General features: G+C 35.8%; 12 protein-coding genes. 4 read left to right on the top strand and 8 right to left on the bottom strand.

The window, feature by feature from the left end:
* Window positions 1-5 precede the first annotated feature (5 nt).
* The 7 genes from WH267_RS06705 to WH267_RS06675 form a co-directional block, all read right to left on the bottom strand.
* Window positions 6-998, bottom strand: a complete 993-nt coding sequence (locus tag WH267_RS06705; RefSeq protein ID WP_115973104.1) for a 3-oxoacyl-ACP synthase III family protein — start codon at window positions 996-998, stop codon at window positions 6-8.
* Complete coding sequence (locus tag WH267_RS06700) at window positions 998-2,023, bottom strand: diiron oxygenase (protein WP_340006756.1); 1,026 nt, start codon at window positions 2,021-2,023, stop codon at window positions 998-1,000. The genes WH267_RS06705 and WH267_RS06700 overlap by 1 nt, the downstream gene beginning before the upstream one ends.
* Complete coding sequence (locus WH267_RS06695; RefSeq protein ID WP_340006754.1) at window positions 2,020-3,513, bottom strand: phytoene desaturase family protein; 1,494 nt, start codon at window positions 3,511-3,513, stop codon at window positions 2,020-2,022. The genes WH267_RS06700 and WH267_RS06695 overlap by 4 nt, the downstream gene beginning before the upstream one ends.
* A gap of 192 nt (window positions 3,514-3,705) precedes the next feature.
* Complete coding sequence (locus WH267_RS06690) at window positions 3,706-3,951, bottom strand: acyl carrier protein (protein ID WP_123320262.1); 246 nt, start codon at window positions 3,949-3,951, stop codon at window positions 3,706-3,708.
* Window positions 3,952-3,964: 13 nt separating this feature from the next.
* A complete protein-coding gene (locus tag WH267_RS06685; RefSeq protein WP_123320263.1) occupies window positions 3,965-4,996 on the bottom strand; it encodes a 3-oxoacyl-ACP synthase III family protein in 1,032 nt (343 codons plus the stop codon).
* Window positions 4,986-5,792, bottom strand: coding sequence for a hypothetical protein (locus tag WH267_RS06680; protein ID WP_340006749.1), 807 nt, complete (start codon window positions 5,790-5,792; stop codon window positions 4,986-4,988). The genes WH267_RS06685 and WH267_RS06680 overlap by 11 nt, the downstream gene beginning before the upstream one ends.
* 85 nt (window positions 5,793-5,877) lie before the next feature.
* On the bottom strand, window positions 5,878-7,446 hold the full coding sequence (locus WH267_RS06675) for an AMP-binding protein (RefSeq protein WP_340006747.1): 1,569 nt from the start codon (window positions 7,444-7,446) through the stop codon (window positions 5,878-5,880).
* Between the two features lie 644 nt (window positions 7,447-8,090).
* On the opposite strand from WH267_RS06675, the gene WH267_RS06670 reads away from it, so the two are divergent.
* Window positions 8,091-10,220 (top strand): carboxy terminal-processing peptidase, encoded by a 2,130-nt coding sequence (locus WH267_RS06670; protein ID WP_340006745.1) that lies wholly within the window; start codon window positions 8,091-8,093, stop codon window positions 10,218-10,220.
* Window positions 10,221-10,276: 56 nt separating this feature from the next.
* Here the strand turns inward: WH267_RS06670 and WH267_RS06665 are convergent, their stop codons facing one another.
* Entirely contained in the window at window positions 10,277-10,780 is a 504-nt protein-coding gene (locus WH267_RS06665) for a superoxide dismutase family protein (protein WP_340006743.1), read from the bottom strand.
* Between the two features lie 254 nt (window positions 10,781-11,034).
* Here WH267_RS06665 and WH267_RS06660 point away from each other — a divergent pair, with 254 nt between their 5' ends.
* The 3 genes from WH267_RS06660 (at window position 11,035) to WH267_RS06650 (ending at window position 14,470) form a co-directional block, all read left to right on the top strand.
* Window positions 11,035-11,673 carry a 4'-phosphopantetheinyl transferase family protein gene (locus tag WH267_RS06660; protein ID WP_340006741.1) on the top strand — a complete coding sequence of 213 codons (639 nt, stop codon included), beginning with the start codon at window positions 11,035-11,037 and terminating at the stop codon, window positions 11,671-11,673.
* Window positions 11,674-11,860: 187 nt separating this feature from the next.
* Window positions 11,861-12,427 carry a hypothetical protein gene (locus WH267_RS06655; RefSeq protein ID WP_115973094.1) on the top strand — a complete coding sequence of 189 codons (567 nt, stop codon included), beginning with the start codon at window positions 11,861-11,863 and terminating at the stop codon, window positions 12,425-12,427.
* A gap of 276 nt (window positions 12,428-12,703) precedes the next feature.
* Complete coding sequence (locus WH267_RS06650) at window positions 12,704-14,470, top strand: hypothetical protein (protein WP_340006737.1); 1,767 nt, start codon at window positions 12,704-12,706, stop codon at window positions 14,468-14,470.
* Window positions 14,471-14,650: the final 180 nt, after the last annotated feature.

The following is a 14,650-nucleotide window of genomic DNA, read 5'->3' as shown; positions in this document are numbered from 1 at the left end:
ATAGATTAGAATTTATATAAAACACTTCCCCATGTTGCTCCGGAGCCGTATCCCACTATAAGTCCAAGCTTTCCTTCTCTTTCTTCCGGAGGAGTATTCTCCATATATTCACTCAGAGTGATGGGTAAAGAACCGGAAGCAATATTTCCATATTTATGTACATTGATCTGTACCTTATTTCTTGGAATTCCCAGAGTATTTATCACCGCATCCAAAATTCTCATATTGGGCTGGTGGGGAATAATAACATCTATATCTTCCATGGAAAGATTGTGCTTTTTCAATGTCTGTACTGTTACTTCTGTGAATTTTTCTACCGCATGTTTAAACATGTCTTTGCCATTCATTCGGAAATAGGAACATTTGCTTTCATCTCCGCTGAAGGTTTTGCCTGATGTACCCGGACTTTCTGTCCAAAGCAGTTCAAAATAACTTCCATCAGCGTGTATTGCAGCATCCAGAATTCCTTTGTTCTGATCCTCTGAAGCACTTAGCACAACAGCTCCGGCGCCATCACCAAGTAATATGGAGAGGTTTCTGCCGTCATCAGAATAATCCATTCTTTTTGATAAAGCTTCTCCGCAGCAGACTAATATATTCTGATGTGTTCCGGTGGCTATAAATTGTTTTGCGATGTCCATTCCATAAATAAGCCCGCTGCACTGTGCTCGGATATCAAATACGGGAATTGTATTTTTCAGAGAAAGCATTGGCTGAATAAGGCAGGCCTGAGATGGATCATGGTAATCCGGACTCAAAGTATTTACAATCAGCATATCGATATCTTCCGGTAAGAGATTGGCTTTTTCAATTGCTTTTTTGGAGGCTTCTACCATTAATACGCCTGTGCTTTCATTTTCAGAAATATGTTGTCTGGTAAGCACGCCTGTACGGGTTTCTATGAATTCTTCCGTGGTATTCATCCATTTAACAATTGTTTTGTTGTCTATAGTTGAAGAAGGCAGAGCATGACCAAATCCGGATATGACAGTATTCATTAGTCGTAGTTTTTGTTCATTACATTATCTATATCCTCTGTTCCGGCAGATTTTTTTCTGAAATATTCTACAGCATCTTTCACATCTTTTTCAAATCTGTTGTCTCTCCATACTTTCATGTTTTCATCATCATTAGGATCACAGATTCCAAGTTCCAGAAAGTATCTCATCAGAGGAGCCATAATTCTGGAATTGATTTTTTGACGGTTTTCACTTTCCAACACGGCAGGAATCAGTTTTTTATAATCTCTGAATGCGGGATTCTGAAAACCGACACGGGAATACACTACAATACTGCAGACCGACATATCAAGCATGCTTCTGAGCATTGGTGCTGTGCTTTCCTGTGCTTCTTTCAAAAATTCAGGAACCATATCTATAAACTCACGGATCATATTTTTGCCCCATTCTATATGTCTTGCTTCTTCTTTATGATGTTCTACGGCTACTGCTCTTGATAAGGGGGAAATTTCCTTGCTGTTGCAGTCTTCCATTGCATTGTTTTCTGCCAGCCATTCAATAAGAATGGTAAGGTAGATGGCCTTTAGGGGAAATTCGGACATTGCGGCATTGTGGCTGTATATTTCTCTAAGGTTTAAAGGGCTGGGGAAGGAGGTAATCTGAAAATGGGCCATTGCCTTTTTGAAGACCATTGCATGCACTATTTCTTCTTTGCAGAAATGGTGTATGTATTTTACGACTTCGGGAAATTTTTTAAGGGAGCCATGATTGACGATTTTCATATAGTATTCTGACACGAGGTTTTCGAATACAATGAAAGTATACCACCATGAACCTGTTTCATAGATGGATAAAAGTCTTCTTTCTTCTTCTGTAGCAAGGTCATAATAAGGTGTTCCGTAGATCGCAATATTTTCTCTTTTTTTCAGCCAGGCGTTTTCTACAGGTTCGTCCCAAGGATGATCCAGAAGGAGGCTCATCTGTTTTTTTTCGGAAGCTTTATTCAGTTTTTCTAATAAGAGGGTAAACTTCGGGCTTAGTGTTTTTTTCTTTAGATTGCTCATGTATTCTGTGTTTTTTTCATATTTAATAATTTTCCTTGTGTAAATCCGAAACACATTGCGGTTTCATAACCGGGACCTCCGGACCATGTGCTTACCAGTTTTACTTTGTCATTTGGGAAGTTGCTCAATAGTCCTAAATTGGTTTTTGGAAGCATTTTGTAGGCGAAAGCCGAACCTTTAGTAGCCAGTGTAAATTTGTAATTAGTCTTTGGAGTTGAAGATTCTGTATAAACCAATTTATCTTCTATCTGAGGAAAAGTGTTAAGGACTCTTTTGATCAGTTTTCCCTGAATTTTTTCTTTTCTTTGATTGTATTCGTCTTCGGAAAGGGAGAACCAACGGTCTCCATGATCCAAAATAATGAATTGAAGAATATAGCCTCCTTCCGGGTCTACACGATGATAGTTACTGACACTCAATGTAAAAAGGTCATAATATCTATCCTTTTCAAAATCATCTTCTGTAAAGTTGTCCCCTGTATCGGATACTAAAAGATATTCAGGAGAAGTTATTCCCAATTCTTCAGGTGGTACAGAAAGCACAACGAATACACAAAAATGGCCCCATCCTACGGTGAAGTTGTTAAGGACTTGCTTAAATTTCTGTGACTTTTCATCTGATTTCAGCATTTTTACTACGTCTTCAGGAGGACAGGTTGCAATGACTCTTTTTGTTTTTACTATATTTTTTCGAGTGGTTACAAGCATATGATCTCCTATATCTTCCATTTCATATACCTTATTTTTCTTTAGCAGTATTCCGCCACGATCTACAAATTCTTTTAATAATAAGTCCGAAATGCGTTGTCCGGTTCCTTTCATAAATGCAGGGCCACCATAAAACATGGCATAAAGGCAATGAAGAAAATAAAAAGCATTCACTTCATTGGAAATGGAACCTGAATAAATAGCAATAGGGCTGAGTACTTCTATGATATCCTGTCCTTTGAAAAGGGTATTGAAATATTCACGGGCAGTTATTTTGGACAGGCTTCTGCTTTCTTTCAAGATATCCCTGTTGATGGTGTATTCATTCATTAGCTTTCTGAAAAACATATAATGCTGATACCCATGAGATTCTATATCATGGAAAAGCTTTTCTATCCCTATTATTTCATCAGGAAAGTAATTAATAAGGGTTTCTTTAATGTCTTCCGGCTCAGATGGGAGTTTGATGAATTGGTTTTTATAAACTACGGTCCCTATTTCTTCATGCAGCTCAAATTCATCCAGCAATGATTGCAGGCCTAATCTTTTAAGGGAAATCCAAAGGTTTCCAACATTTTCTTTGAGCCCGCTCACTTTATGCTGGCTACAATCAAAAACAAATTTTCTTTTATTCCGGTAAAAATTGGTAGCATAACCTCCTACTTTATGATGGGCTTCGCTGATGGCAACTGAGCTTCCTTCGGAAACCGCTGAAAGTCCATACATAAGCCCACAAAGTCCTGCTCCTATTACTAATTCGTCGACTTCTAAATTTTCAATCATTACTGGATTATTTTATTTGTTTTTTAAAAAAAGAGATCACCCTCACTTTTTTGAAAGCAAGTATTTTTAATTACGGATGTCTGTTATAAACCAATATTAACAGGCTTTGTTAATATCGGTGGAAAGTCAAAATCTATTAAAGTCTTGGGTTCCCAACTCTTTTGTAACCTCCAAAGACTTTGCTTTTAGACTTTAAATGGCCAGTTCTTCTTCCAGAACTTCTACGATGTCTTTTGGTGTTTTCATTTTGATAAGAATTCCTTCGTCTAAACTGATATTGAATTCTCTTTCCAATTCCACTAAAACTTCTAATCCCATAAGAGAAGTGACTCCTATTTCATTTAATAAGTCTGTGTCAGGCTTAATAATATTAATTTCGCATTCTGCAATATCTGCTAAAACTGCGTATACTTTGTTAAATAATTCTTGATTTTCCATTCTGTTGTATTTTTTAATAGTTAATATTTTCTGTATTCCATACCTGTGCTCCAAACCCCCATCCGATTCCTGCACCGGCGAAAACAATTTTATTATTGGGTTTTATTTTTTCATCTTTTAATGCAAAGTATAGGGTCACCGGAATTGAGGCAGAGCTGAGACAACTGTATTTTTCTACGGTAGTTGTATATTTATCTTTCTTTATTCCTATTCCCATTGCCCACATTCTGATGAGCATTTTTGAGGGCTGATGAAAGACAAAGTGGTGGATGTCCTCAAGCGTGGCATTTGCTTTTTCTAAGGCTTTAAAGGTAACCTCAGGGACATTGTGAGGAACGAATGTCTGCATTTGAGTGGGTGCATCTTGTCCTAATGTAAAATAAGGACGGGTAAATTCTTTCCCGGGCTTATCTGGAGGAGATTTCCATTGCAATGTTGCAATATCATTATAGATGGGAATGCTTTTATAATGAGAAGAAACTAATTTTCCTTCTTTTTCTGATCTTCCTACCACTACCGCTGCAGCGCCGTCTCCAAAAAGGGTAGAAGAGGGTAAGGAAAAATCAGCAATTTGTGTAAAAGTTTCTGCAGAGCAGATCAATACGTTTTTGTACTTTCCTGTTTTTATGTAATCAGAGGCCATTTGTAGTGCTACGAGAAAAGAGATGCATGCCTGATTGACTTCTATAGTCATCGCTGAATGTTTACATTGCAACTCGGTTTTTAAATATTCTGAAATTCCGGGAAAGATCCTGTCATTTTCTTTATCAGACCAGCCTGTAATGGTGCATGTTGTTCCTATGATAAGGTCTATGTCATGCGCTAAAAGACCGGCTTTTTTTATTGCTCCCAAAGACGCTTTCTTAGCAAGCTGGGAACAAGATTCGCCTTTCTCTTTGTCTACCATATATCTCCCTTCCATTCCCCAGTTTCTCCACCAGTTTTTAGGAAGATTGGGAATGCTGGAAAATGGAGGCATATCATTGGTGTAATATTTCTCTGGAAATCCTACTGCCACGCTTTTTATTGAGGAATTATATCTCATTTGTAATTTTTAAAACCGAATAATGTGAAAGGAATGGGTTATACGCTATCATTGTTAACGGTTGTTTCTTCATTTCTGTGTTTTCTTGTAAATGCCAAGGAATACTGTTCATTGCCAATGTATCTTCTGTTTCTTGGGGTGACAGATGTTCTGAAAACCATTTTTCTGTAATAATCGGAGTCTGTTGGCCTTCCAGCTTTAATAATATATTTTCAAATTCAGAATTTATAGTTTTTACAAAAGAGGAACTATAATTCCAGTTGAGTCTAAAAATGTTTTCTTCTATCAGAGCTTCTTCATTTCCTTCATTGAAACTTAGGCTTGCTTTTGGTGCTTCAGGAGAAGAGATATGGATGTTTTCTAATTCTATTTTGTTGTTGCTGGCCTTAAGTAATAATGCATTAACTCCATCAGGAATACAAAACCCATTCTCATTATCCTTAAGAAAGGCAGAAAATTTATTTGACTGAATCACCAATGCATATTTGGACTCTGAAGTCAATAAAAAAGAAGATGCAATTTTGATCATATTTCCTAGGTCACTATGAAACATTTCAAATACGAATGCATTTTTTGCTTCTAAATGTTTTTGTACTTCGTGGCCTACTCCGGGAGCTGAAGTATTTCTCAGAGAGGTTGTATCATATAATGAAATGGAAGCATTAATAATTATACCTAATTCATGAGGCATAATACCATTTTGATCTAATAATTGCCTGCATGTATCCACAGACCAAGTGGATAAAGATTTTTCTTTTTCAACTTCGTATATCTGACATTGAAAACCTTTCTCCATTTTCCCGCGATTACCAGAGATATTTAACCCCGGGATCTGGCTAATTGCATCTATTATCTGCATAATATATTCATAATTATTTTTTTTAACAGTGATTTACCAACCCCTTCCTGTATATTTTTCCATTACTGTTTCTTGGTAATTCTTTTATAAAATGAATTTTGGAAGGACGTTTATAGGAGGGAAAAACTTCTGATAACTTCTTTTGAATTTCATCAGAAAGAAAAACCATATTGCAGTCCTCTTTTCCCACGACATACAGTACTGGCTTGATCAGGGCGTCATCATCTAAATAATAGGTTACTGCACATTCATCCACTTCCTGGAAACTCCGTAATATGATATTTTCTATTTCCAAAGGGTTTACCCAGCGTCCGTTTACTTTAAATAAATCATCTTTTCTTCCATGATAAGTATAAGTGCCATCTTCTGCTTGGGAACATAGATCCCCTGAAAAGTACCAGCCCTCTTTATACTTTACTTTATTGGCTTCTTCTTTTTCCCAATATGAGCTGAGTGTACTTTCAGGAGGGGAGACACATAATTCTCCTATTTCGTTATGGTTTTTTATGCTTACGTCAGGGTTATCTATTTTGCATATTTTTATCTGATAGCCGGAAACAGGAATTCCCAAAGATGAATTCTTATTTTGTTTTTTTAAATGACGGTTACACATGAAAATATGACCTATTTCTGTTGAGCCTATCCCATTAATAATTGTTTTCTCAAATTTTGCGTCCCATTCTCTGGCAATAGATTCAGGAAGTGAAGAGCCTGCTGACACAAATAATCTTATACTGTTGAAATCGTTTTGCGAAAAACTTTTGTAGTGATGCAGTATATCTAAGTATACTTTTGGAGTACCAAAGAAAACAGAAGGTTTGTAGAGCCGGATATTTTTTTTCAATTGATCAATAGAAAACCATTTTTCATCAATTACTACAGATGAACCTATAATTAATGGAAAAAATAAGCTGTTTCCCAATCCGTATCCAAAGAACATTTTAGAGACAGACATAATAATATCTTCTTTACAAATTCCCAATGTCTTTTGTGCAAACAGATTCGTATTTAAAAGCATGGTGGCATGAGTGTGCTGAACCGCTTTGGGTTTTCCTGTGGTTCCTGAAGTATATTGCCAAAAGGCAATCGGGTTATTTTGTTCATATGCAAAATCCATATCAGAAAAGCTATTATGAGTCTTTAGTACCATATACTTATGCAGATAATTATCCGAATGATATTCGTCTTTTAAAGGAGTGTTCACGATAATACATTCATTTACAATGTAAATTGAATTATGTACAACCTTATGTAAACGGAGGTATTGTTGACTGTCTATAATGATCCCCCGTGCTTTAGAATCTTGTAGAATATATTCTAATTCAGAATCCTGAATCATCGGATTTACAGGAACTGGAATGCATCCTATAGATATTAAAGATAAGAATGAATAAATAAATTCTGGGGAATCATTCATGCTCAAGATGACTCTATCTCCACAGCTGAGTTTTCCTGTGGATTTTAAATTAACGGCTAGGGTTAATGTTTTTTCAGCTATTTCTTTTCCAGATAAGCTATTCAGATTATAAAGTATTTGGTTTCCATTGTCAGATAACAATAGATTTCTAATGATATTTTCTGATAAATTCATAAGGTATATATTTTAGCGCTTCTGACACTTACTAATAATGTCAGATGATATCGAAAAGGCTAATTTCTATTAATCTATCAGAAAAGATTATTATATGAATACAGAAATAGGAGAGCGGGATTATACAAAAGTTTTTTCATATTCGTGTGTTTTTTCAAAATTCGTGTGTTTTTCAAAAGTAGTATTATTTTTTTATATTATCACATGTTTGTGATATATTTTGTAAATGTAATAGACGTTGATTTTTTTTTATTAGTAAAAATAAAATATTATGAATTTGAATAAAGTTTATAAGCATGATTATTTGTTCATAAATATTAAACATATAATGGATATTAAAAAGAAAGTTTTTTTTAACATTTATTATGTTTCAAATAATATACATAGGCTATAACAGCTCAAATATTATCTAAAATAATGGCACTGGCTGTTATACAATGGATTAATAAATTAAACAATAGAAATATTAACAACTTAAAAACTCAAATTGCTTAAATGCACCACAGGTCTCTTTTAATAAAAATCTTCAAAACTATACGATATTTGTAAATAAGGTATTAAATTTGATCGTTTGTAACAGTCCGCAAATTATTGCTACTTATTACAATACTTATTTTTCAAAAATTAATAAATAAAGACAGTTTATGTGGAAAAATTTCAAACTGAATAAATTTTTACTACTGATTCCATTAACCAGTCTAATGTTTTGCTTCAATTCGCCGAAAAACGATGATGAAAAGATGCAGACAATAATGGTGAGCGTAAAAAACACTCTTTCTTACCTGCATTATAGTCCGAAGCCTATCAATGATGCTTATTCAAAGGATGTTTATAAGCATTATTTCGAATTGGTGGATCCTGCTAAAAGATATTTCCTGCAGTCTGACATGGATGAATTTAGCAAGCATGAAACAAAGCTTGATGATTATATCAACCAGGGAGATTTGAGTTTCTATAAACTTACAATCGACAGATTGTACCAAAGAGTAGATGAGATCGATAAGATTACTCAGGATATTTTTAGTAAGCCCATTAACCTTCAGGAAGATGAAACACTTACCCTGGAGCCAAAGCTTAAAAAAGTACCGGCCAATAAGCAGGAACAGTACAACGAATGGAAAAAATTCATCAAGTATAATATTCTTCAGGAAATTGAATCGATGAACAGTAAAGAAGAAGCTCAGAAAGAGAAGAAAGATTCTGTTCAGAAGTATAAATTAAATGATACGATCAAGTTTAAGGTTCTTACTCAGGATGAAAAGATCAAAAAAGCAACGGATGAAGTAAAAGACCTTGTAAAAGATACCTTCACAAGATTCAAAAAGAGAAAGAAAATGGATTGGTTTACAGTATATATGAATGCTTATACTGAAGTATTTGATCCGCATACCAACTACTATTCTCCAAAAGATAAAGAAGATTTTGATACTCAGTTTACCGGTAAAGTAATCGGTATCGGAGCATTGATCCAGGAGAAAAAAGGAAATCTTTATCTGGGTGCTCTTACCATTGGTGCTCCGGCATGGAAATCCAAGCAGCTTTCAGAAGGAGATAAGATCCTGAAAGTAAAATCAAAACCAAAAGATGATGCTGTAAATGTGGTAGGAATGCTTTCCGACGAAGCTGTAAGGCTGATCAGAGGAGAAAAGGGAACACCTGTTACCTTAACCGTTCAGAAAAAAGACGGGACTATTAAAGATGTAACAATGATCCGTGAAGAGGTGGCTATTGAAGATACTTTCGCAAGAAGTATTGTAGTGAATACTACTAACGGTAAGAAATATGGGTTTATCAACCTTCCGAGCTTTAACGCAGATTTTGAAAATTCAAAAGGAAGAAATGCTTCTGATGATATCAAAAATGAGATTGTTAAGCTTAAATCTCAGAATATTGAAGGAATTATCCTTGACCTTAGAAACAACGGTGGTGGATCACTGACGGAAGTAGGCGATATTATGGGGCTTTTCATGGATGCCGGACCATATGTTCAGGTGAAAGATGGAAACGGGAAAATACAGACTCTAAAGAATAAAAATGAAGCTCCGATCTGGACCGGTCCGCTTGTTATTATGCAAAACGAACTTTCGGCTTCAGCTTCTGAGATTTTAGCAGGCGTAATGCAGGATTACGGAAGAGCTATGGTTGTTGGATCTCCGCAATCTTTTGGAAAAGGAACCGTTCAGACTTTTGTTGATCTGAACAGATTCCTGAATACAGAAGATGATTTCGGATCTTTAAAACTGACGATTCAGAAATTCTACAGAATTACAGGAGAGTCTACACAGAGAAAAGGAATTGTTTCTGATATTCAGATGAAAGATTTCTTTACCTATGCAGAAGTAGGAGAGCGTTATGATGACTTTGCTTTGGCTTGGGATAAAATTCCGGCTACAAAGTTCCAGAAACTGAACTTTTTCAATATCCAGGCTCTTGAAAAAGCAAGTGCAGACAGAATGGCTAAGAATAAAAACTATCAGCTACTGTTAGAATCCGCACAATGGAGAGAAAAACTGGATAAAGAGGAAAACATTACATTGAACATCAATAAATTCAATGAAGTGATGAAGCACAGAAAATCTCAGATTGAAAAATTCAAAGTACTTACTAAATTTGAGAACGGCCTACAGTTCATCATGTATCCTAGTGAGATTGAAAGAGAGAAAAAAGACGAAGCTTTCAAAAAGAAGTCTGAAATGTGGATCAAGAATCTGAAAAAAGATCTTTACCTGCAGGAAGCAATGAATATTGTATCCGATATGGGAGTAAAATCATAAACATAAAAAACCCGATAATGAAAATTATCGGGTTTTTTATTGTGTAAAATAAATGATTACTTAATCTCTACACATCCCACTCGTCCGCCGGCATTTCCGGTAGGCTGAGTATGGAAATCATCTGCTGCAGCGTGTACAATAAGACCTTTTCCAATGATGTTTTTAGATTCATCTGTACATCCAAGACACCATTTATCTGTCTTGAAGGTTAAAACTGCAACTCCGCTCTGATCAGCTACCAGATTTCCAATATCTCCCATGTGGAAATGCTCAGCACCCCATTTTCCGTGATCGTTCTTGGAAGGATTCCAGTGTCCGCCTGTAGAAGTTCCGTCCGCCGCAGAACAGTCTCCTTTTTCATGAATATGTACTGCATGAATTCCGGGAGTAAGGTTCGTTACATTCAGGTTCATAATGACTTCATTCCCCTGTTGGGTAAACTTAGCCATTCCGCCGGTCTGCGTTCCGCTTTTGGCATTTACAGCGTACGTTTTTGTAGTTCCGCATGAAACAGCCAACAATGCACACCCTGCCAATAATGATAGTGTTTGTACTTTCATTTTTAAATGATTTAAAGTGATTTTATGCTAAATTTAAAAAAGATTTTTCAAAGCGCTTTATGATTCCAGTCTTTTTTTCTGAAAGAATATCTGATACGAGGCTTTAATCTATGTTGTTTTAGTCTCAGAATGTGTAAGTTTAACCTTGGGTATCATTGCGTAAGAAAATACAGATAAAAATGTTATTTTTAACTTTTTGATGGCTAACCCTTTTATATTTAAAATCATTATAACACATTTGAAGCGCATCAGCAATGGTTATTCTATATACATTTATCAGTGAAGAAAAGCATCGGTATTTTTTAGACCGGTATTTAAACTCTTTTCCGGAAGATTTTAAGCAGGATATTCTGAAATACAGAAGATGGCAGGATGCTCAGCTTTCCCTGTTAGGGAGAGTGCTTTTGTACCAGGGATTAAAGTCCCGGTATCATGTTGATGAGGTATATATTGAGCGTACTCCAGATAATAAACCTTACCTGAAAGGGCAGCCTCTTCATTTCAATATTTCTCATTCCAAAGAACTTGTTGCTTGCGCAATTGCAGAATTTCCTATTGGAATTGATGTTGAATTTATAGACCCTAAAATCAATTATCTGGACTTTCAGTTTCAGATGACAGAACAGGAATTTCTTAAAATTGATTGTTCTGAAGATCAAATTGGGGATTTCTTTTCATACTGGACCCGAAAAGAATCAGTAATGAAAGCGCATGGAGGAGGAATGATGATTCCTTTGGATTCCTTTGAAATTGTAAATGATGAATGCGTAATTGAGAGTAAAAAATTCTTTACCAAGAATATTTCTATTGATGAAAGTTATCAGAGTTGCATAGCTTCAGACAATAAAAATCTTAAAAATGTGGTACCTTTTTTTATAGCCTCTGAAATTTGAGTTAATCATTTTTTACATCCTTTTAACCCTTATATTTTGGTGAATTTCAATTATTTAAATTGAAATATAAAATCATTGCTAAGGGATAAAATTTCCAAATTTTAACGTTTTTTTTTTGCAAATTCATTTTTAACATATATCTTTACTGAGAGAAAAAAAATTATTTAAACACTAAGACCTTATACAAATGAAAAAAAGTGTATTACTGCTGATTACCTTCAGTTTCAGTGTGCTTTCCTTCGCACAGGTAGGTATCAAGCAAGAAAATCCCAATCTCAGTTCAGATCTTGAACTGGGGTCTAACAACAAAACGTTACTTCTAAACAGAGTTCCCAACACTGCTGCAGTCGCAAATCCAGTTAATGGCATGATGATCTATGACATATCCGAAGAATGCGTAAAAGCATTTCAGGCAGATAAATGGTCTAAATGTCTTGGAAAAGGACTGATTGGAAAAAAAGCATTGATGAATCCCGTTTCCTTGTCATGTACTTCAGCTACCGTTTCTCCCAGTCCTATTGCAGGACAGGCTTATAAAGGTGTATTGACGGTTCCCTATACAGGAGGAAATGGTGGTGTTTATGATGCAGTATCCATTCAAACAAATGGATTAACTGCTGCTTTACCTGCCGGACAATTTGCTATTGGGAATGGACGTTTACAGTATTCTATCACAGGAACTCCGGATCGGACCGGCAATATTACATTGAATGTAAATGTTGCAGGAAATACCTGCTCCGTTGCTTTAAAATAATGTAATTGTATTTCAGTAAACAGTTCCGGATCATTATCATGTATCTAAGTAATTTCTGCAGTTCACAAGATGCAGAAATGATAATCGTTTGTTGATCAGTAGTTAAAATGCTTATAAACAATTATTATCTTCAGTAGTATACAGTTTACTATACTTTTTAGCTATACAGATATTGAAAGGATCTGCTTACAAGATTTTTTATTCCCTATTTCATTGCAACTTCAATGAAAAATATTTATATAGACAAATTTTATTAAACCACAACAAAAATTCAACATGAAAAAAAAGTTATTATTACCTATTTACATTAGTATTAGCTCTTTTTCCCTTGCACAGGTTGGGATTAATCAACCTAACCCTAATTTAAGTGCAGATCTTGAATTAGGATCTACAAACAAGAGTTTACTACTGAACAGAATACCTAATACAGGGGTGATTAACAGCCCTGTAAACGGGATGCTTATCTATGATGTCTCTGAGCAATGTGTAAAAGCTTTTCAGGGAGGTGCATGGTCGCAATGTTTCTGGAAAGAAAGCCCATTTGCTTTAGTATGTGCTTCTGCAGTATTTAATCCTAGCTCTGCAACTCAAAATGTAGCTTACAGCGGTACTTTAACAATCCCTTACACAGGAGGTAATGGAAGTGCTTATGCTGCGCAGACTTTTCAGTCTAATGGGTTAACTGCTACATTGAATGCCGGGAATTTTGCGACGGGAAATGGTTCTTTACAGCTTAATGTGTTGGGAACCCCGGTGACTACAAGCCCTGCAGTATTTAGTATTACTGTAAATGGAAGTACCTGTTCTGCAATTTCACTTCCGGTCAATAATGGAACCCCGGTAGTTCCTCCTACTATTACCATCAATGAGGGAATATATTTTATAGGCTCGGTGCTTGATAGTGATTATTCTCCTTATACAGAGCCTACAGGCCCTGCAACAACTGCCAGACCTGTGGCAGCAGATGGTGTTCCAGATAAGCTGGCAGATTATCAAGGTTTCATTACTACATCAGGACTGGATATCTTTATTCCTGTCACCACAACAGGAAGTGGTTCCCTTACTGGATGGAGCTCAATAACAACGGTTCCTGCCAACCTTACAGAAGATGGAATTTCCAGACAGCTTATGCTTTCATGGTCAACACAATCATATGATTCTAATACCAGATCAATCAAAGCAAAACTTACGGCTATAGGAGGTACTTTGAATGCCAGAAAACTTGACATTAATGCCGGAATAGGAAATGATTATCTTGGAGTATTAATGGCAAGGTTCCAATTCCCATCTAATAATTCCGGGACATCTAAAAATTATGATGTTCGTATATTGCCTGGTATTCCTGATAGAAAATTTGGCGAAACAGACAATTCTGGATTACGTGAGCATAATTTCCTTTACCTGCCAGTTCAGGCTGAAGATGGTTACACATGGTTGAATAATAACCTAGGTGCAGATTATACTAATATAGACGGGACAAACTTTAGTATTGCACAGCAAGCAACCTCAGCACAGGATTATATGGCATATGGATCATTATTCCAATGGGGAAGAAAGCCAGATGGGCATGAACTGGTTAAATGGACTGGTCCTTCAAGTGGAACTCCGGTTTACCCAACTGTAACTTCTACTGCTAATGATAACCCTACTGATACAAGATTTATTGGAACAGGAGGTGGATGGAGAATAAATAATGACCCAACTTTATGGCAAACCAGTATTAAACCGAACAACCCATGTCCTAGAGGATTTACGGTTCCTAGTAAATCACAGCTTGATAACTATTTACTGGCTGCTAAACTGGGCAGTGGAATTAATGCTGCCGCTGCAAGTAAATTAAAATTGCCAGCAGCTGGTAATCGAGATTCATCATTTGGAACCATATCATCATCTTATGCAGGAAGCAGTGGGTTCTATTGGAGTGGTGAAGCAGGCGGTTCAAGTCCTTCAGCATATATCTTCCAAGTCTCACAATTTGGAACACATGGTGTATCAAGTTCTGGAACAGCACAAGGAAGCTCAGTTCGTTGTATAAAAGAATAAATAAAATTTAAAATAAATGATTATTTGATGGCTGCCAGCATTTTTGTTGGTGGCTATCGGGTAATTATTGAAGTACCATTATAAAAAACGTTTCTATATCAGCTTACTTCATCTGAAGTGTATGATGAAAATTCTGATAAAAATTACACATCTACCTAAACAAAGGCTGGTGTTCTTTTA

The sequence above is a fragment of the Chryseobacterium sp. MYb328 genome (assembly GCF_037572595.1).
Lineage (GTDB): Bacteria > Bacteroidota > Bacteroidia > Flavobacteriales > Weeksellaceae > Chryseobacterium > Chryseobacterium pennae.
This window is presented reverse-complemented; position numbering and strand designations above follow the sequence as displayed.